A 17377-nucleotide genomic window follows, 5' to 3' on the forward strand; every position below is an offset into this window, starting at 1 on the left:
GTGAAGGCAATGGGTTACGGGACGTTTGAAACATTACGGCGACAGAACGCGGTGCTGCGGGGCACGGTGGAGCTGAATTCCGGAATTCAACTGGCCGCCTGGTACAACAATTGCGATACCGTGACGGTGCGCAGCGATCACCATACGTTGAGCCTGTACGTCGCCGATGGCTATGAAAGCTATCAAAAGACGCCGCACGGCTGGAAAAATGGCGGCGGCCCGGATCGCTTTTGTCTGATGCCGAAAGGCGATGAGAGCGTCTGGGATATCCGCGGCGATCTGTCTTTTGTGCATCTCTACTGTACCGATGAGCACCTGCGCCGCGTCGGCGAAGAGGTGTGGGATCGTAGCCCGGCAAACTTCACCCTGCAGGAAAAAACCTTCGCCAGCGATGACAAAATCACCGCGGTGTACCGCCAGTTTTTACTGGCCAATGACTGGCGACAGCCGGCGAACCAGTTGACCCTCAGCGCCGCCAGCAGCTTACTGCTCACCCATCTGATCCAGCACTACTCCACCGTGCAGTGGCGTTTGCCGACGGTCACCGGAGGGCTGGCGCCGGGCGTGAAGCGTCACGTGCTGGCCTGGATCGATGCCCACCTCGATCAGCCGCTGACCCTGGCCGACCTGGCGCAGCAGGCGGGACTCAGTGAGTTCCATTTTGCCCGCATGTTCCGCCAGTCGTTGAATATGGCCCCGCATCAATATGTGATGCAGCAGCGAATGGCCAGGGCGCAAAATCTGCTCTGCCACAGCGCGCTGCCGTTAACGGAGATTGCGCTGGTCTGCGGCTTCAGCTCCGCCAGCCATTTCAGCCATCGGGTGAAAGCGGCCACCGGCCTGACGCCGTCCCAGCTAAGGGCGGCGCAGCGCGGATAACACGCCATAGCTTACCCCACCAAGCACCACGCCCCAGAAGGCCGAACCAATTCCCGCCAGCGTCACGCCGCTGGCGGTGACCAGAAAGGTCAGTACTGCCGCATCGCGTTCACTGGCCTGATGTACCGCCTGAAACAGGCTGCCGCCGATGGTGCCGAGCAGCGCCAGGCCGGCCAGCATCTGGATCCACGCCGCGGGTAAAGCCGACATCAGGGCGGTGATCGACCCGCCGAACAGACCCGCCAGCAGATAAAAACCGCCTGCGGCCATGGCCGCCAGCCAGCGCTGTTGCGGATCCGGGTGCGCCTCCGGACTCTGGCAAATCGCAGCGGTGATCGCCGCGATGCAGATGGAGTAGACCCCAAACGGCGCCAGCAACAACGCCAGACCTCCACAGGCGACGAGCAGTGCCGATACCGGTACGGTGTAGCCGGATGCCTGCAGCGTGGCGAACCCGGGGGCGTTCTGCGAGGCCATGGTGACGAGGAAAAACGGCAGGCCGACACTGAGCAGCAGCGCCGGGGTAAACTGCGGCGCGATCCACTCTGGTGCCGCGAAGGCCAGCGGTACGGCCGTCCTGGCGACGTCCCCGGAGGCCGCCGCGATCAGCGCCCCCACCACCAGCGCGGCGACTACCGCGAAGCGGGGCCACAGCGCTTTACAGAGAAGCCAGGCGGCGAGCATGCCGCCGCACAGCAGCAGATGGTCCTGTAAGCCGGCGAAGGCCTGCAAACCGAAACGCAGCAGGATCCCGGCCAGCATCGCGGCGGCCAGTGAATGGGGAATGATCTTCATCAGCCGGGCAAACAGGCCCGTCACGCCGCAAAGGACGATCAGCGCGTTGGCAAAGATAAACACCCCCACGGCCTCGGCGAGGGTGACTCCCTGTAGACCGCTGACCAGCAGCGCGGCGCCCGGCGTTGACCAGGCGGTGAGCACAGGAACTTTACGCCAGCCGCTCAGCGCAAGGGTGCTGATACCCATGGCGAGGCCAAGGGCCGTCATCCAGCCGGCGATCTGCCCGGGGGTAGCGCCAGCAGACGCAGCAGCCTGCCAGATAATGGCGGCTGAACTGGCGTAGCCCACCAGTACAGCGACGAAACCCGCCAACAGAGTGGGAAGAGGAAGGGTAAACGAGCGCATAGGATTCTCTTGTGCGTTATAACATACAAATACTCTATCACTGTGCGTTATAGCGCACAAGGTGCGGATGTGGAGAGCGTAAGACACCTGTTCTCACGGTGATATGCCTAGAAACGCCCTGTAGAATCAGGCAAATGGGGATATACTCTTGCCTGTACAAGTCAGGAGGTAGGATGAATATTGCGCAACATCTGGCGGCAACGCTCAAAACCCTGCGCCAGCAGCGTGGCTGGAGTCTCTCTCGTCTGGCAGAAGAGACGGGGGTGTCGAAAGCCATGCTGGGGCAGATTGAGCGTAATGAATCGAGCCCGACGGTGGCGACGCTGTGGAAGATTGCCACCGGGCTGAACGTGCCGTTTTCGGCGTTTATCGTTCCGGACGCCAGCGCAGCGCCTTCCGCTTTTGATCCGCAGCAGCAGGCGATGGTGGTGACCCCGGTCTTCCCGTGGGACCCGGAGCTGCGCTTTGACCATTTTTCGATAACCCTTGCCCCCGGCGCGTTGAGCGAATCGACGCCGCATGAGAAAGGGGTGATTGAACATGTGGTGGTGATTAGCGGCGCCCTGGATCTCTGTTTACAGGGGGAGTGGCATTTACTGCAGCCAGGGGAGGGACGGCGCTTCGCCGGCGATGAGGCGCATGCGTATCGTAACCGCGGCGTTCAGGCGGCCCATTTCCATTCTCTTATCCATTATCCAAAAGAAAAAACCGCGGGCGAACCCGCGGCCAGACAAGATGACTGATGATAACCACTCACAACGTGACGAGGAAAATCCGGAATACGAGATGACAGTACGCTGCGCGAGGATGTGAAGGAACTATCTTTTCCGTCAATACTTTGCTGAAAAATGAAAATTCGTCGTCGCGCGACGGTGGAAAAGGTTTTCGTCTGTGCCCGGTTCTGACTACAATAGCCGCCATTTCGACCCCCTTATACTGGATAACAACACGCGTATGCGCCTGCACAATCATCGTCTTGAACTTCTTAGTCCTGCCCGCGACGCCGGTATCGCTCGCGAAGCGATCCTCCACGGCGCCGACGCCGTTTATATCGGTGGGCCTGACTTTGGCGCTCGTCACAATGCCAGCAACAGCCTGAGCGACATCGCCGGTCTGGTGCCTTTTGCCCATCGCTATGGCGCCAAAATCTTTGTCACGCTGAACACCATTCTGCATGATGATGAGCTGGAGCCGGCGCAGCGGCTGATTACCGATCTTTATGAGGCGGGCGTTGACGCGCTGATTGTGCAGGATATGGGGATCATGGAGCTGGATCTGCCGCCGATTGAGCTGCACGCCAGCACCCAGTGTGATATCCGCAGCGTGGAAAAAGCGAAATTTCTCTCCGACGCCGGCTTCAGCCAGATCGTGCTGGCGCGTGAACTGAATCTCAGTCAGATCAAAGCTATTCATGACCATACCGACGCCACCATTGAATTCTTTATTCATGGCGCGCTGTGCGTGGCCTATTCCGGGCAGTGCAACATTTCGCACGCCCAGACCGGACGTAGCGCCAACCGGGGCGACTGCTCGCAGGCTTGCCGCCTGCCGTATACCCTGAAAGACGATCAGGGACGGGTGGTGGCCTATGAAAAACATCTCCTGTCGATGAAGGACAACGATCAGACCGCCAACCTGGCGGCGCTGATCGACGCCGGGGTACGTTCCTTCAAAATTGAAGGCCGTTACAAAGACATGAGTTATGTGAAAAACATCACTGCGCACTACCGTCAAATGCTGGATGCCATTATCGAAGACCGCGGCGATCTGGCGCGCGCCTCGGCAGGGCGCACCGAGCACTTCTTCATTCCCTCTACCGATAAAACCTTCCATCGCGGCAGTACCGACTACTTCGTCAATGCCCGCAAAGGCGATATCGGCGCGTTTGATTCGCCGAAATTTATCGGGCTGCCGGTGGGCGAAGTCTTGAAGGTGGGGAAAGACCATCTTGATGTCGAAGTGAGCGAACCGTTAACCAACGGCGATGGCCTTAACGTGATGATCAAGCGTGAAGTGGTGGGCTTCCGTGCCAATACGGTGGAGAAAACCGGCGAAAATCGCTATCGGGTGTGGCCGAACGAGATGCCGGCGGATCTGCATAAAGCGCGTCCGCACCAGGCGCTCAACCGTAACCTCGATCACAACTGGCAGCAGGCGCTGCTGAAGACCTCCAGCGAACGCCGCATCGCCGTGGACGTTACGCTGAGCGGCTGGCAGGAACAGCTGGTTCTGACCATGACCTGTGAAGATGGCGTCAGCGTGACCCATACTCTCGACGGAGCGTTCGCCGAAGCCAACCAGGCAGAAAAAGCGCTGGCCAATTTGCGTGACGGTGTCACAAAACTGGGGCAGACCATTTACTACCCGCGCGACGTGCAGGTCAACCTGCCGCCACTGTTTGTCCCCAACAGCCTGCTCAACCAGCTGCGTCGTGAAACGGCTGAAATGCTGGATGAAGCGCGCCTCAACGCCTGGCAACGCGGCACCCGCAAGCCGGTCTCCGTACCGCCGCCGGTCTATCCGGAGACCCATCTCTCCTTCCTCGCCAACGTCTATAACCATAAGGCGCGGGCCTTTTACCAGCGCTATGGCGTGCAGCTGATTGACGCCGCCTATGAAGCGCACGAAGAGAAGGGCGATGTGCCGGTGATGATCACCAAACACTGCCTGCGGTTTGCGTTTAATCTTTGTCCGAAACAGGCGAAAGGCTCCATCAAGAGCTGGAAAGCCACGCCGATGCAGCTGATCCACGGCGATGAAGTGCTGACCCTGAAGTTTGACTGTCGCCCGTGCGAAATGCATGTCGTCGGGAAGATTAAAAACCACATCCTCAAAATGCCGCTTCCCGGGAGCATCGTCGCCTCCGTCAGCCCGGATGAGCTGATGAAGACCCTGCCGAAGCGCAAAGGAGCCTGATCCAGCGCGACGCTACGGGCAATGCGGCGCCCGCGGTTTGCGGGCATCCTGCCAGCGGTGATGCTCGTTCAGATCGGCGGCGGCCTCCTCGCACTGGCTGCGAAGCTCGTCGCTGTCCGCCTCGTGCAGCAGCTGCTGTTCGAGGCTCTGCACCGGAAAGTAATCGTGCCCCTGGCGGTGGGCCAGCAGATGTCCTGAAAACAGCGCGCACAGCAACAGCAGCGCGCTCATGCTTCTCCTCAACATACCTTTACTCTGCGAATCAATGGGGTGGGCTTACTATGCCAGGCGTTGTGCAGGTTTTTTTCTCGGCTTCTCAAAGAAGGGCAAGAGTTTGTCAATGTCAGCTGAAAGAAGGTGAAAAAAAGCCTGGCGCAGAAGGCCAGGCCTGAGGGGTTATGCTTTTGGCGGCAGCGGTTTCCCGCTGTGCTCGCCGCCTTTTGGCGGCTGCTTGCCGTCACGCTGCGGCTGCTTGCCACCATGCTGCGGCTGTTTGCCATCTCGTTGTGGCTGCTTGCCGTTGTGTTGCGCTTGCTTACCATCGTGTTGGCCGTTTTTCGCCGGCGGTTTACCCTGATGCTGCGCGCCTTTTTCTGGCGGCGGTGGCGGGTTGTCGGCAGCGAACGCCCATGACGATATTCCCAGCGTCATCACGGCGGACAGTAAAGCTAACTTCTTCATAGCAATATCCTTTCTTCTGATGTATCGCCGTATTTCATCAGGCAAAAGTGAAGATAAGATGGAGAAATCCCTTTTCGGACTTCTCTGCATCCCACTCAGACTTTTAGCCCTGCGGCGGTCATCAGCAGGCGAAACAGCAGGCTGATGGCGGCCAGCGTCAGTACGCTGCCTCCCCAGAGCGCGATCAGCCACAGCAGACGTTTAGGCCAGGCAGTATGCATCAGTGATATCCCTCCCCGGGCTGAACTTTGCCGCGGAACACGTAATAGCTCCAGCAGGTGTAGCCAAGAATGACCGGAATAATCAGCAGTGCGCCCACCAGCATAAAGCCCTGGCTTTGCGGGGGAGCGGCAGCCTGCCACAGCGTGATGGCCGGCGGGATAATATGCGGCCAGATGCTGATCCCCAGTCCGCTAAAGCCGAGAAAGACCAGGCCCAGCGTCAGCGTGAAGGGCGAAACATGGCGGTCGCGCTGATGCAGCGTACGCCACAGCCAGCCGCTGATGAGGATCACCAGCAGCGGCACCGGCAGCAGGAAATAGAGATTCGGCAGGCTGAACCAGCGGGCGGCAATTGCCGGGTGCGCCAGCGGAGTCCACAGGCTGATGACGGCAAACACCGCCAGCAGGGCAACCAGCAGCTGCCGCGATGCGCTTCGCATCCGCTGCTGCAGCGCGCCTTCGCTTTTCATCACCAGCCAGGTGGCGCCGAGCAGCGCATAGGCCACGCACAGCCCGAGTCCGCAAAACAGGCTGAACGGGGTCAGCCAGTCAAACATGCCGCCGCTGAAGGCGCGACCGCTGACGGTGAAACCGTTGATCACCGCCCCGACCACCACGCCCTGGCTGAAGGTCGCCAGCAAGGAACCGCCAAAAAAGGCACGGTCCCAGAAGGGCCGGTGCGACGGGGTGGCCTGGAAGCGAAACTCAAAGGCGACGCCGCGAAAAATCAGGCCGATCAGCATCAGGGTCAGGGGGATCGACAGGGCGTCGATTATCACCGCGTAGGCGAGGGGAAAAGCGCCAAACAGACCAGCGCCGCCCAGTACCAGCCAGGTCTCATTGCCATCCCACACCGGGGCGACGCTGTTGACCATTACGTCGCGCTCGGTGCTGCCCCGTACTGTGCCGAACAACATCCCGATGCCCAGATCAAAGCCATCCATGACAATGTACATCAGCGTGGCAAAGACGATAATCACGAACCAGATCACCGATAATTCGATACCCATTAGCGGGACTCCTTCTGCAGATAACCTTCAGTGGCGGCGGACAGCGGGCGGGCTGGCGTACCGGTTGTCGCGGGCTGCACCTCCTGCGGCCCCTTGCGGATCAGGCGCAGCATATAGCTGTAGCCGACGCCGAAGACGGCGCTGTAGACCACGATAAAGGTCAATAAACTGACCGACATATGCAGATCGCCGTGGGCGGAAACGGCGTCAGCAGTGCGCTGAACGCCATACACCACCCATGGCTGACGGCCCACTTCGGTGGTCACCCAGCCAGCGAGAATAGCAATCAGTCCTGAAGGGCCCATCCATAGCGCAAAGCGCAGAAATGGCCGGGAATGGTACAGTCGGCCGCCGCGACGCAGCCACAGGGCCAGTACGCCGAGCAGGAGCATTAGCATGCCAAGACCGGCCATCAGGCGAAACGACCAGAACACCACGGTTGCGTTCGGGCGATCCTCAGGAGCGAACTCCTTCAAGGCCGGCACCTGTTTATCAAGGCTGTGGGTGAGGATCAGGCTGCCCAGGGCCGGGATCTCAAGCCCGTAGCGGGTGCGCTCCTGCGCCATATCAGGCCAGCCAAACAGCAGCAACGGCGTTGCCTCGCCCGGCGGGTTTTCCCAGTGGCCCTCAATGGCGGCTATTTTCGCCGGCTGGTGTTTCAGGGTATTCAGACCATGCATATCGCCGATCAGCGCCTGGACGGGGGCGACCAGCAGCGTCATCCACAGCGCCATCGAGAACATCTTACGGATCGCCGGCGACTGATTGCCGCGCAGCAGATGCCAGGCCGCCGAGGCGCCGACAAACAGCGCGCTACTGAGAAACGCCGCCACTGTCATATGCAATAAGCGGTAGGGGAACGACGGGTTAAAGATCACTGCCAGCCAGTCGACGGGCACCACCTGGCCGTCAACGATCTCAAACCCCTGCGGGGTCTGCATCCAGCTGTTGGAGGCGAGGATCCAGAAGGTCGAGATGATGGTGCCCAGCGCCACCATGCAGGTGGCGAAAAAATGCAGCCCCGGCCCTACGCGGTTCCAGCCGAAGAGCATCACCCCGAGAAAGCCCGCTTCCAGAAAGAACGCTGTCAGGACTTCATAGGTCAGCAGGGGGCCGGTAATGCTCCCCGCGAACTGAGAGAAACCGCTCCAGTTGGTGCCGAACTGATAGGCCATCACCAGCCCGGAAACCACCCCCATGCCGAAGTTGACGGCGAAGATTTTCGACCAGAAGTGGTACAGCGAGCGCCAGGTGGGATTTTTGCTTTTTAGCCACAGACCTTCGAGTACCGCCAGGTAGCTGGCCAGCCCAATAGTAATGGCGGGAAAGATAATATGAAATGAGACCGTAAAGGCGAATTGAATTCGCGCAAGATGGAATGCATCAAGACCGAACATGCAGGACTCCACTACAAAATTGATTCAGCGCAATTTTAGGCAGGGTGGTGGCTGGGGGGCAGAGGCAGTCGCGCCATTTTTTATCATAACAGTTGGCCTCTGTTATGATTTTTCACCTCGCGTCCCAATCATCGGCCGGTACGAATAAATACCGATGGGGTGGGTCGCTTAACCAACAGACCAGCGGAGATTTGGCCGTTATCCCGGGAGCGGTTGATCGGCGGACTCGGCCGCCGGCACGGCACTGTTTCTGGCCGGAATAATATATCCCGAATATCACGCGTTGCTGTATTAATTCTTGCGATAATGCACAACGAGTTTTAGCGTCATTTATTCTCACGCATTAGTATGAGAATAAGTAAAAACGCTGAGCGGGTTAATCGTAAATTAAATAATAATAAATTGTCGACTCCGTGGGTAATTTGTACTGTATGCGCTCGGGAATAAATAAAAAGGAATGCCCATGTCTGAAAAAGGATTACAGAGTTTGTGCATTACGCTCGGCGTGATGATTATCTTCTGGTTTGCGTTAATCTTACTATTCTGGGTGGTGATATTTTAAACCTATCCCGTGCTGTGACGGGACGCGACTGCCGCTGCAGATATAACAGTTACAGCAAACTATGATTTTTTTATAACTGATATATGATAATGGGAGGTTATCGTACGGGGACGGCCGCAATGAAAAAGTATCAACAGCTGGCGCAACAGCTGACCGAACAGATCGCGCTTGGCGTCTGGTTGCCTGGCGATCGGCTGCCGTCGCTGCGCGAGCAGGTGATCAGCAGCGGCATGAGCTTTATGACCGTCAGCCATGCCTATCAGCTGCTGGAAAGCCAGGGGCGCATCGTCGCCCGTCCGCAGTCGGGTTATTATGTCGCCCCTCAGCCGGTGAAGCTTAGACAGCCGGCGCCGCCTGCCCAGGTGACCCGCGATGAAGCTGTCGATATCAATACCTATATCTTTGAGGTGCTACAGGCCAGCCGCCAGGCGTCGATGCTGCCCTTTGCCTCGGCCTTTCCGGACCCGCGTCTCTTCCCGCTGCAGCAGCTTAACCGCTCGCTGGCGCAGGTGAGCAAAACCGCCACCGCCATGAGCGTCATTGAGAACCTGCCGCCGGGCAATGCGGAGTTGCGGCACGCCATTGCCCGACGCTATGCCCTGCAGGGGATGAACATCTCGCCGGATGAGATCGTCATTACCGCCGGGGCGCTGGAGGCGCTTAACCTCAGTCTGCAGGCAGTGACCGAGCCGGGCGACTGGGTGGTGGTGGAAAACCCCTGTTTCTACGGCGCCCTGCAGGCGCTGGAGAGGCTGCGCCTGAAGGCGCTGTCGGTGGCGACCGACGTCAAAGAGGGCATTGACCTGACGGCGCTGGAAGCGGCCCTGCAAAATTACCCGGTCAAGGCCTGCTGGCTAATGACTAACGGACAAAACCCGCTCGGCTTCACCCTTAGCCCCGAAAAAAAAGCGGCGCTGGTGGCGCTGCTGGCGCGCTATAACGTGATGCTGATAGAAGATGATGTCTACAGCGAGCTTTACTTTGGTCGCGAGAAACCGTTACCAGCGAAATACTGGGACCATCAGGATATGACGCTGCACTGCAGCTCGTTTTCAAAATGTCTGGTGCCCGGGTTTCGTATCGGCTGGGTGGCGGCCGGCAAACAGGCGCGGCGGATCCAGCAACTGCAGCTGATGAGTACGCTCTCCACCAGCTCGCCGATGCAGCTAGCCCTGGTGGATTATCTGTCCACCAAGCGCTATGACGCCCACCTGCGCCGTTTGCGCCGCCAGCTGGCGGAGCGTAAACAGCTGGCCTGGCAGGCGCTGCTGCGCCATCTGCCGCCGGAGGTTATCGTCCACCACAGCGACAGCGGCTACTTTCTGTGGATTGAATTGCCGGAAGGGGCCGACGCCAGTGGGCTAAGCGCCCGGGCGCTGGCCTCGCACATCAGCATTGCCCCAGGAAAAATGTTCTCCACCTCCGCCAGCTGGACCTCGTTTTTCCGTTTTAATACCGCCTGGGGCTGGGGGGAACGCGAAGAGCAGGGGGTGAGGCGGTTGGGTGAACTTATTCGTGAGCAGCTTACCTGACGACTCAGGCTATTTTCCGTCGCCATAAACTCTCGACAAAAATAAACGCGGGTGAGTTTTTATTGAGGCCGGTCATTATTTTACCGGCGCTCATCATAGGAAATACGCATACCCCTCCTTTTTCTCTAACTCGTTGTCTATAATCCATAAAGTCCTGCTTGTGTTGGCGATTTTTGCGTAATGCGTCCCGGGTCACAACCTGAATAAATTCCCCAGGGGGCGTTAATCCGCTGACTACCCTTATTTCAGGAGATATTTTTACGGCACGGCTGCCGCTAATTACCTTGTGACAGGAGTAACACCTGATGAGCAAAAAATTTGCCCGTTGCAGCCTTTATGTGCTGAGCATGGCCTGTTTGACCGTGCAGGCGGCAGAGCCACTCACCTCGCTGGATAAACCGGAAGGGCGGCTCGATATTATTGCCTGGCCGGGGTATATCGAACGCGGCCAGACAGACAAGCAGTACGACTGGGTCACCCAGTTTGAAAAAGAGACCGGGTGTCAGGTTAATGTCAAAACCGCCGCTACCTCTGACGAGATGGTCAGCCTGATGGCCAAGGGGGGCTACGATCTGGTGACCGCGTCGGGCGATGCCTCGCTGCGTCTGATCATGGGCAAACGCGTTCAGCCGATTAATACCGCGCTGATTGCCGGCTGGCGCACCCTCGACCCACGCATTGCGCAAGGGGCATGGTTTAACGTCGGCGGTAAAGCCTACGGCACGCCGTATCAGTGGGGGCCGAACCTGCTGATGTACAACACCCGTGTATTCCCGACGCCGCCGGACAGCTGGAGCGTGGTCTTCGTTAAACAGAACCTGCCGGACGGCAAAACCAATCAGGGACGCGTGCAGGCCTATGATGGCCCGATCTATATCGCTGACGCCGCGCTGTTTGTCAAAGCCACCCAGCCGCAGCTGGGGATCGAAGATCCCTATCAACTGACCGAAACTCAGTATAACGCGGTGCTGAAAGTACTGCGCGACCAGCAGCCGCTGATCCATCGCTACTGGCATGACGCCACCGTACAGATGAACGACTTCAAAAACGAAGGGGTGGCCGCCTCCAGCTCGTGGCCCTATCAGGCCAACGGCCTGAAGGCTGAAGGCCAGCCCATCGCCACCGTGTTTCCGAAGGAGGGGGTGACCGGCTGGGCGGATACCACCATGTTGCACAGCGAAGCGAAGCATCCGGTCTGCGCCTACAAATGGATGAACTGGTCGCTCACGCCGAAGGTGCAGGGCGATGTGGCGGCGTGGTTCGGCTCGCTCCCGGTGGTGCCAGAGGGGTGTAAAGCCAGCGCGCTGCTCGGTGATAAAGGCTGTGAAACCAACGGCTATGACCAGTTTACCCGGATCCATTTCTGGAAAACGCCGGTTGCCGAAGGCGGGAAATACGTGCCCTACAGCAGATGGACTCAGGACTATATTGCGATAATGGGCGGCCGCTAAGGACGGGAGGCAGACAATGACGTACGCGGTCGAGTTTCAGAATGTATCGCGCCTGTACGGCGATGTGCGGGCCGTAGATGGGGTTAGCATAGGCATTCGCGATGGGGAATTTTTCTCGATGCTGGGGCCCTCCGGTTCGGGTAAAACCACCTGCCTGCGGCTGATTGCCGGTTTCGAGCAGCTCTCCGGCGGCACCATCCGTATTTTCGGTCAGCCGGCCAGCGAACTGCCGCCCTGGCAGCGGGATGTGAATACGGTGTTCCAGGACTATGCGCTGTTTCCCCATATGTCGATCCTCGACAACGTCGCCTACGGCCTGATGGTCAAAGGCATGGCGAAGAAAGCGCGCCATGCCCGCGCCCAGGAAGCGCTGGAAAAGGTGGCCCTTGGCTTTGCTCATCATCGTAAGCCTTCTCAGCTCTCCGGCGGCCAGCGGCAGCGGGTCGCTATTGCCCGGGCGCTGGTGAACCAGCCGCGGGTGCTGCTGCTCGATGAGCCGCTGGGTGCGCTGGATTTGAAGCTGCGCGAGCAGATGCAGGTGGAGCTGAAAAAGCTGCAGCAGTCGCTGGGGATAACTTTTATCTTCGTGACCCACGACCAGAGCGAAGCGTTGTCGATGTCAGACCGCGTGGCGGTGTTTAACAATGGGCGCATCGAACAGGTGGATGCGCCGCAGGATCTCTATCTGCATCCGAAGACCGCGTTTGTCGCTGGCTTTGTCGGCACAGCCAACGTTTTTGAAGCCGAGGCGGCCCGGCGATTGTGCGGCATGCCGGGTAGCTGGTCGCTGCGTCCGGAGCATGTTCGCCTGCAGGGCGGCGGCGAGGTTCAGGTTCAGGGCGTAGTGCAGGCGGTACAGTATCAGGGGGCGGCGACGCGGATTGAGCTCAGGCTGGCGGAGGGGGACAAGCTGCTGGTCAGCCAGGCGAATATCGATGGCGCGGCGGCAGCCAGCGCCCCGCGAATGGGGCAAACGGTGCTGGCGTCATGGTCGCGGTCGGCGATGACCCCGCTGGAAAGCGGAGGCTGAGATGACCATGGCGATGATTCCTGCGCAGGCCGGGCGCGTATCCGGGATCTTCTGGCGTCGGCCAGCATTGGGCCTGTTTTTACTGCTGCTCGGGCCGCTGATGTGGTTTGGTATCGTCTATCTGGGATCGCTCCTGACCCTGCTGTGGCAGAGTATTTATACCTTTGACGACTTCACCATGTCGGTGACCAGCGACTTTACGCTGGCCAACCTGCGGGCGCTGTTCAATCCCGCCAATTACGACATTATTGTCCGTACCCTGGTAATGGCCCTGAGTGTGACGCTCGCCAGCGCCATGCTGGCGCTGCCGATGGCCTGGTACATGGCTCGCTATACCAGCGGCAAAATGAAGGCTTTCTTTTATATCGCGGTGATGCTGCCGATGTGGGCCAGCTATATCGTCAAAGCCTACGCGTGGGTACTGCTGCTGGCCAAAGATGGTGTGGCGCAGTGGTTTCTGGGCCATCTTGGACTGGAAGGGGCGCTGAATGCGCTTCTGACCGTCCCGGCGATCGGCGGCAACACCTTGTCCACCTCCGGGCTGGGACGCTTTCTGGTGTTCGTCTACATCTGGCTGCCGTTTATGATCCTGCCGGTGCAGGCGGCGCTGGAGCGCATTCCGGGCTCCTTGCTGCAGGCGTCGGCCGATCTTGGCGCCGGGCCACGACAGACCTTCCGCTATGTGGTTCTGCCGCTGGCTATCCCTGGTATTGCCGCCGGATCGATTTTCACCTTCTCGCTGACGCTGGGCGACTTTATCGTGCCGCAGCTGGTCGGGCCGCCGGGGTACTTTATCGGCAACATGGTCTACTCGCAGCAGGGGGCGATAGGCAATATGCCGATGGCGGCGGCGTTCACCCTCGTGCCGATCGTGCTGATTGCCCTTTATCTGGCGTTCGTGAAACGTCTGGGAGCCTTCGATGCACTCTGAACGCGCACCCTGGTATCTGCAACTGGCGACCTGGGGCGGCGTGGTGTTCCTCCACTTCCCGCTGCTGATCATTGCCATCTATGCTTTTAATACGGAGGATGCGGCCTTCAGCTTTCCGCCGCAGGGGCTGACGCTACGCTGGTTTAGCGAGGCAGCAGGGCGTAGCGATATTCTCGAATCCGTGACGTTGTCACTTAAAATTGCCGCCCTGTCGACGGCCATTGCCTTAGTACTTGGCACGCTGGCTGCAGGTGCCCTGTGGCGCAGCACTTTTTTTGGTAAGAATGCGGTATCGCTACTGCTGCTGTTACCGATCGCCCTGCCGGGGATCATTACCGGCCTGGCGCTGCTGACGGCGTTTAAAGCCGTCGGTCTCGAGCCGGGGCTACTGACCATTGTGGTGGGGCACGCGACCTTTTGTGTGGTGGTGGTCTTTAACAACGTCATTGCCCGCTTTCGTCGGACCTCGTGGAGCCTGGTGGAAGCCTCGATGGACCTGGGCGCGACCGGCTGGCAGACCTTTCGCTACGTGGTGTTGCCCAATCTGGGATCGGCGCTGCTGGCGGGGGGAATGCTGGCCTTCGCCCTGTCGTTTGATGAAATTATCGTCACCACTTTTACCGCGGGGCATGAGCGAACATTGCCGCTGTGGTTACTGAATCAGCTGGGGCGGCCGCGCGATGTGCCCGTCACCAACGTTGTCGCGCTGTTGGTGATGCTGGTAACGACGATACCAATCTTAGGGGCCTGGTGGCTCACCCGCGACGGCGATAACGACGCCGGAAACGGGAAATAAAACCATGAAACAGGATAATGCTATGCAACACAACCTTTTGATAAACGGTAAGTTAGTGGCAGGTGAAGGCGAAAAGGTGCCGGTATACAACCCTGCGACCGGCGATGTGATCCTGGAGATTGCCGAAGCGACAGCGGCCCAGGTCGATGCCGCCGTTGAGGCGGCGGATCGGGCGTTCGATGCCTGGAGCCAGACAACGCCGAAAACGCGCTCGGAATGCTTGCTGAAGCTGGCGGACGCTATCGCGGCGCAGGCGGAGACCCTGGCGCAGCTGGAGTCGCTGAACTGTGGCAAGCCGCTGCACTGCGTGATTAACGATGAGATGCCGGCCATTGCGGACGTCTTCCGCTTCTTCGCCGGCGCCGCCCGCTGCCTGCCGGGAATGGCCGCCGGAGAGTATCTCGAAGGGCATACCTCAATGATCCGCCGCGACCCGGTGGGCGTGGTGGCCTCTATCGCCCCCTGGAATTATCCCCTGATGATGGCGGCCTGGAAGCTGGCCCCGGCGCTGGCGGCAGGCAATTGCGTGGTGATAAAACCCTCGGAGATCACCCCCCTGACGGCGCTGAAGCTGGCGGAGCTGGCAAAAGATATCTTCCCCGAAGGGGTGATCAACGTGCTGTTTGGCCGCGGCAAAACGGTAGGCGACCCGCTGACCTCGCATGCCAAAGTGCGAATGGTGTCGCTGACCGGGTCGATTGCCACCGGGGCCCATATCATCAGCCATACCGCCTCGTCGATCAAACGCACCCACATGGAGCTGGGCGGCAAGGCGCCGGTCATTGTTTTTGACGACGCGGATATCGATGCGGTAGTCGACGGGGTACGAACCTTCGGCTTTTATAACGCCGGCCAGGACTGCACGGCTGCCTGCCGGATCTACGCTCAGCAGGGTATTTACGACCAACTGGTGGAGAAACTTGGGGCGGCGGTGGCCAGCCTGAAAATGGGTGCGCCAGAGGATGCCTCTACCGAGCTGGGACCGCTGAGCTCGCTGGCGCATCTTGAAAGGGTTAGTGCCGCAGTGGAAGCCGCAAAGGCACTACCGCATATTAAGGTGGTCACCGGCGGTCGCCGGGCTGACGGCGCGGGCTATTACTTCCAGCCGACGCTGCTTGCCGGCGCCCGGCAGGAAGACGCCATTGTGCAGCGCGAAGTGTTTGGCCCGGTGGTCAGTGTGACGCCTTTCAGCGATGAAGCGCAGGCCCTGAGCTGGGCGAATGATTCCCAGTATGGTCTGGCGTCCTCAGTATGGACGAAAGATGTAGGCCGTGCCCACCGGCTTAGTGCCAGGCTGCAGTATGGCTGCACCTGGGTCAACACCCACTTTATGCTGGTGAGCGAAATGCCGCACGGCGGCCAGAAACTGTCGGGCTACGGAAAGGACATGTCGATGTATGGCCTTGAGGATTACACGGTGGTCCGCCATGTCATGGTTAAGCATGGCTAAAGCATTGACCCTTTAGTGGCTGGCGATGATTGCGCGATGGTTGTGTTAGTTCGCTAATAGTCACAATGGCAAAAATTGTCAAAACTCTGCGAGGGGGATATGAGATTATTCTGATGCCCCTTCAAGAGCTAAGCCAATGTGAGTGCCGGAGATAAGCGCCGGATGGGGTCCGCCAGTCACCCTGGGCGCGTCGCGCCCGGCGGGTGAGGCGACAGCGTCGCGGTTCGCGACCGTATACTGGCCTCTGCCTGTTGGCAGGGGCTTTTTTATGCCCGCCGCATCGCGGGATGAAGACCGAATGACCATCAGGAAACGCATCGTCTGGCCGCCATTCAGCGCTTGGTTTTTTTGCTCGGTAAACTGGCGCTACGACGGTCACGAATATAGGAAATAAGATTATACACCGCCGCGACCAGCAGGATCAGCGCGATGACCAGCGTGATGATTCCGGACATATCCACCTCGAAATATAAAAAGCGCCCTGGCGCCAAAACATTACCAATAGTTATGAATGTAAGTATTATCTGAATGGAAGGCAAATGATATTTGTTGTCATTTAGCGCTATTTTTGGCGATTAACCGCGAGATCCACAATGAAGGGGTTATGTAACAACGGCTTGTAGCGGCCTTTTATCGTATTAAGATGGAGGCCCTGCGCGGAATATCGCATTTTTGGTGAATGCGGCGACAATCTTTTCCCCCTGAGAACGGGGACATATTATCTTTATCAGACCAATGGAATTGCCCTGAACCGAAATTATTTCACGACTATAAATAAGGATTTAATATTTGCTGTTATTGCATGATATTTGTTCTGAATATTAAATATTCCGTGAGTCCGGCCAAAATGCGGGCTGCAGGCGGGTTGCGGGTGCTCCCGGGTTTGACTTTCCGTCGCTGCTCATGCGATCATTTAGCGCATATTAGGTTTTAACGTTGATGTCGTTGTGAAAATTTTGGCTTTTATTCTGCTGGCTATCGGCGCTGTGACGCTGAGCTATGGTAACGCCCCGGCAAAACGCATTCAGGGCTGTGAGAACGCGGGAGTGGGGCAGGCCGTCTGCGCTGCCGCCGAATGGGATAGCGAACAGATGAATTTTCTGCCGCACTATAACCCGGAGCTTAATAAGGTTATTGCGGCAGGCCAGGCAGCACCTGTCGCTTATAACCTTTATAATATCGCCCGTGTTCGCGCGTAAAAAAGCAGCCCCTGGGGGCTGCTTTTTTAGGTTTCGTTGCTGAGTAAAATCATTAAAACCAGCCAAATCTCACGGACAGCAGGCTGATAAGTACGCACGCGGCGCAGACATTAATCAGAATGACGGTTTTGCTGGAGACATCCATAACGCCACCTTAATGAGTAAGTCCCTAAAGGTAT

General features: G+C 58.6%; 19 protein-coding genes. 10 read left to right on the top strand and 9 right to left on the bottom strand.

From position 1 onward, the window contains the following. The first annotated feature begins 9 nt into the window (after positions 1–9). A complete protein-coding gene (locus FHW76_RS22340) occupies positions 10–879 on the top strand; it encodes a helix-turn-helix domain-containing protein (RefSeq protein WP_016161182.1) in 870 nt (289 codons plus the stop codon). On the opposite strand, the gene FHW76_RS22345 is transcribed toward FHW76_RS22340, so the two are convergent. Beyond that, the gene (locus FHW76_RS22345) at positions 856–2022 is read right to left on the bottom strand and encodes a benzoate/H(+) symporter BenE family transporter (RefSeq protein ID WP_016161181.1); all 1167 of its coding nucleotides are present in this window, start codon (positions 2020–2022) and stop codon (positions 856–858) included. The genes FHW76_RS22340 and FHW76_RS22345 overlap by 24 nt on opposite strands. Positions 2023–2195: 173 nt before the next feature. On the opposite strand from FHW76_RS22345, the gene FHW76_RS22350 reads away from it, so the two are divergent. Further along, on the top strand, positions 2196–2765 hold the full coding sequence (locus FHW76_RS22350; protein WP_008804673.1) for a helix-turn-helix domain-containing protein: 570 nt from the start codon (positions 2196–2198) through the stop codon (positions 2763–2765). A 10-nt stretch (positions 2766–2775) separates the two neighbouring features. On the opposite strand, the gene FHW76_RS22355 is transcribed toward FHW76_RS22350, so the two are convergent. Beyond that, positions 2776–2943 carry a hypothetical protein gene (locus FHW76_RS22355; protein ID WP_012541552.1) on the bottom strand — a complete coding sequence of 56 codons (168 nt, stop codon included), beginning with the start codon at positions 2941–2943 and terminating at the stop codon, positions 2776–2778. A 33-nt stretch (positions 2944–2976) separates the two neighbouring features. Between FHW76_RS22355 and FHW76_RS22360 the strand changes: the two genes are divergently transcribed. Then, positions 2977–4938 carry a U32 family peptidase gene (locus FHW76_RS22360; RefSeq protein ID WP_122533392.1) on the top strand — a complete coding sequence of 654 codons (1962 nt, stop codon included), beginning with the start codon at positions 2977–2979 and terminating at the stop codon, positions 4936–4938. Positions 4939–4950: 12 nt separating this feature from the next. Here FHW76_RS22360 and FHW76_RS22365 read toward each other — a convergent pair whose 3' ends face one another. The 5 genes from FHW76_RS22365 to FHW76_RS22385 all read right to left on the bottom strand — a co-directional run bounded on the left by FHW76_RS22365 (position 4951) and on the right by FHW76_RS22385 (position 8247). Continuing rightward, complete coding sequence (locus tag FHW76_RS22365) at positions 4951–5184, bottom strand: DUF2554 family protein (protein WP_012541554.1); 234 nt, start codon at positions 5182–5184, stop codon at positions 4951–4953. A gap of 150 nt (positions 5185–5334) precedes the next feature. Next, positions 5335–5619: a hypothetical protein gene (locus tag FHW76_RS22370; protein WP_117105642.1), complete on the bottom strand. Its 285-nt coding sequence runs from the start codon at positions 5617–5619 to the stop codon at positions 5335–5337. Positions 5620–5714: 95 nt separating this feature from the next. Next, a complete protein-coding gene (locus FHW76_RS22375) occupies positions 5715–5840 on the bottom strand; it encodes a DUF2474 domain-containing protein (protein WP_002907461.1) in 126 nt (41 codons plus the stop codon). After that, on the bottom strand, positions 5840–6850 hold the full coding sequence (gene cydB, locus FHW76_RS22380; protein WP_008804677.1) for a cytochrome d ubiquinol oxidase subunit II: 1011 nt from the start codon (positions 6848–6850) through the stop codon (positions 5840–5842). The genes FHW76_RS22375 and cydB overlap by 1 nt, the downstream gene beginning before the upstream one ends. Further along, positions 6850–8247, bottom strand: a complete 1398-nt coding sequence (locus FHW76_RS22385) for a cytochrome ubiquinol oxidase subunit I (protein WP_008804678.1) — start codon at positions 8245–8247, stop codon at positions 6850–6852. The genes cydB and FHW76_RS22385 overlap by 1 nt, the downstream gene beginning before the upstream one ends. 681 nt (positions 8248–8928) lie before the next feature. On the opposite strand from FHW76_RS22385, the gene FHW76_RS22390 reads away from it, so the two are divergent. From FHW76_RS22390 to patD, 6 genes are all read left to right on the top strand, one after another. Further along, positions 8929–10341, top strand: coding sequence for a PLP-dependent aminotransferase family protein (locus tag FHW76_RS22390; RefSeq protein ID WP_064160435.1), 1413 nt, complete (start codon positions 8929–8931; stop codon positions 10339–10341). A gap of 305 nt (positions 10342–10646) precedes the next feature. Continuing rightward, entirely contained in the window at positions 10647–11792 is a 1146-nt protein-coding gene (gene ydcS, locus FHW76_RS22395; RefSeq protein ID WP_008804680.1) for a putative ABC transporter substrate-binding protein YdcS, read from the top strand. Between the two features lie 16 nt (positions 11793–11808). Then, complete coding sequence (locus FHW76_RS22400) at positions 11809–12822, top strand: ABC transporter ATP-binding protein (RefSeq protein ID WP_008804681.1); 1014 nt, start codon at positions 11809–11811, stop codon at positions 12820–12822. Between the two features lies 1 nt (position 12823). After that, positions 12824–13753 (top strand): ABC transporter permease, encoded by a 930-nt coding sequence (locus FHW76_RS22405; protein WP_012541559.1) that lies wholly within the window; start codon positions 12824–12826, stop codon positions 13751–13753. Continuing rightward, a complete protein-coding gene (locus FHW76_RS22410; RefSeq protein WP_008804683.1) occupies positions 13743–14549 on the top strand; it encodes an ABC transporter permease in 807 nt (268 codons plus the stop codon). Before FHW76_RS22405 ends, FHW76_RS22410 begins: the two co-directional genes overlap by 11 nt. Before the next feature lie 22 nt (positions 14550–14571). Next, the gene (gene patD, locus FHW76_RS22415; protein ID WP_012541560.1) at positions 14572–15999 is read left to right on the top strand and encodes an aminobutyraldehyde dehydrogenase; all 1428 of its coding nucleotides are present in this window, start codon (positions 14572–14574) and stop codon (positions 15997–15999) included. A 332-nt stretch (positions 16000–16331) separates the two neighbouring features. On the opposite strand, the gene FHW76_RS22420 is transcribed toward patD, so the two are convergent. Further along, positions 16332–16454: a small membrane protein gene (locus FHW76_RS22420; protein ID WP_004175940.1), complete on the bottom strand. Its 123-nt coding sequence runs from the start codon at positions 16452–16454 to the stop codon at positions 16332–16334. A gap of 492 nt (positions 16455–16946) precedes the next feature. Between FHW76_RS22420 and FHW76_RS22425 the strand changes: the two genes are divergently transcribed. Next, entirely contained in the window at positions 16947–17198 is a 252-nt protein-coding gene (locus FHW76_RS22425) for a hypothetical protein (protein WP_008804685.1), read from the top strand. Positions 17199–17250: 52 nt separating this feature from the next. Here FHW76_RS22425 and yncL read toward each other — a convergent pair whose 3' ends face one another. After that, entirely contained in the window at positions 17251–17343 is a 93-nt protein-coding gene (gene yncL / locus FHW76_RS22430) for a stress response membrane protein YncL (RefSeq protein ID WP_012968073.1), read from the bottom strand. Positions 17344–17377 lie beyond the last annotated feature (34 nt).

The sequence above is a fragment of the Klebsiella sp. RC2 genome (genome assembly GCF_014192815.1).
Taxonomy (GTDB): Bacteria; Pseudomonadota; Gammaproteobacteria; order Enterobacterales; family Enterobacteriaceae; genus Klebsiella; species Klebsiella variicola.

Bases quoted from the DNA above. Each gene is read 5' to 3' on its own strand.
- FHW76_RS22340 (WP_016161182.1), top strand. From the start codon at position 10: ATGGGTTACGGGACGTTTGAAACATTACGGCGACAGAACGCGGTGCTG.
- FHW76_RS22345 (WP_016161181.1), bottom strand. From the start codon at position 2,022: ATGCGCTCGTTTACCCTTCCTCTTCCCACTCTGTTGGCGGGTTTCGTC.
- FHW76_RS22350 (WP_008804673.1), top strand. From the start codon at position 2,196: ATGAATATTGCGCAACATCTGGCGGCAACGCTCAAAACCCTGCGCCAG.
- FHW76_RS22355 (WP_012541552.1), bottom strand. From the start codon at position 2,943: ATGGCGGCTATTGTAGTCAGAACCGGGCACAGACGAAAACCTTTTCCA.
- FHW76_RS22360 (WP_122533392.1), top strand. From the start codon at position 2,977: ATGCGCCTGCACAATCATCGTCTTGAACTTCTTAGTCCTGCCCGCGAC.
- FHW76_RS22365 (WP_012541554.1), bottom strand. From the start codon at position 5,184: ATGTTGAGGAGAAGCATGAGCGCGCTGCTGTTGCTGTGCGCGCTGTTT.
- FHW76_RS22370 (WP_117105642.1), bottom strand. From the start codon at position 5,619: ATGAAGAAGTTAGCTTTACTGTCCGCCGTGATGACGCTGGGAATATCG.
- FHW76_RS22375 (WP_002907461.1), bottom strand. From the start codon at position 5,840: ATGCATACTGCCTGGCCTAAACGTCTGCTGTGGCTGATCGCGCTCTGG.
- cydB (WP_008804677.1), bottom strand. From the start codon at position 6,850: ATGGGTATCGAATTATCGGTGATCTGGTTCGTGATTATCGTCTTTGCC.
- FHW76_RS22385 (WP_008804678.1), bottom strand. From the start codon at position 8,247: ATGTTCGGTCTTGATGCATTCCATCTTGCGCGAATTCAATTCGCCTTT.
- FHW76_RS22390 (WP_064160435.1), top strand. From the start codon at position 8,929: ATGAAAAAGTATCAACAGCTGGCGCAACAGCTGACCGAACAGATCGCG.
- ydcS (WP_008804680.1), top strand. From the start codon at position 10,647: ATGAGCAAAAAATTTGCCCGTTGCAGCCTTTATGTGCTGAGCATGGCC.
- FHW76_RS22400 (WP_008804681.1), top strand. From the start codon at position 11,809: ATGACGTACGCGGTCGAGTTTCAGAATGTATCGCGCCTGTACGGCGAT.
- FHW76_RS22405 (WP_012541559.1), top strand. From the start codon at position 12,824: ATGACCATGGCGATGATTCCTGCGCAGGCCGGGCGCGTATCCGGGATC.
- FHW76_RS22410 (WP_008804683.1), top strand. From the start codon at position 13,743: ATGCACTCTGAACGCGCACCCTGGTATCTGCAACTGGCGACCTGGGGC.
- patD (WP_012541560.1), top strand. From the start codon at position 14,572: ATGCAACACAACCTTTTGATAAACGGTAAGTTAGTGGCAGGTGAAGGC.
- FHW76_RS22420 (WP_004175940.1), bottom strand. From the start codon at position 16,454: ATGTCCGGAATCATCACGCTGGTCATCGCGCTGATCCTGCTGGTCGCG.
- yncL (WP_012968073.1), bottom strand. From the start codon at position 17,343: ATGGATGTCTCCAGCAAAACCGTCATTCTGATTAATGTCTGCGCCGCG.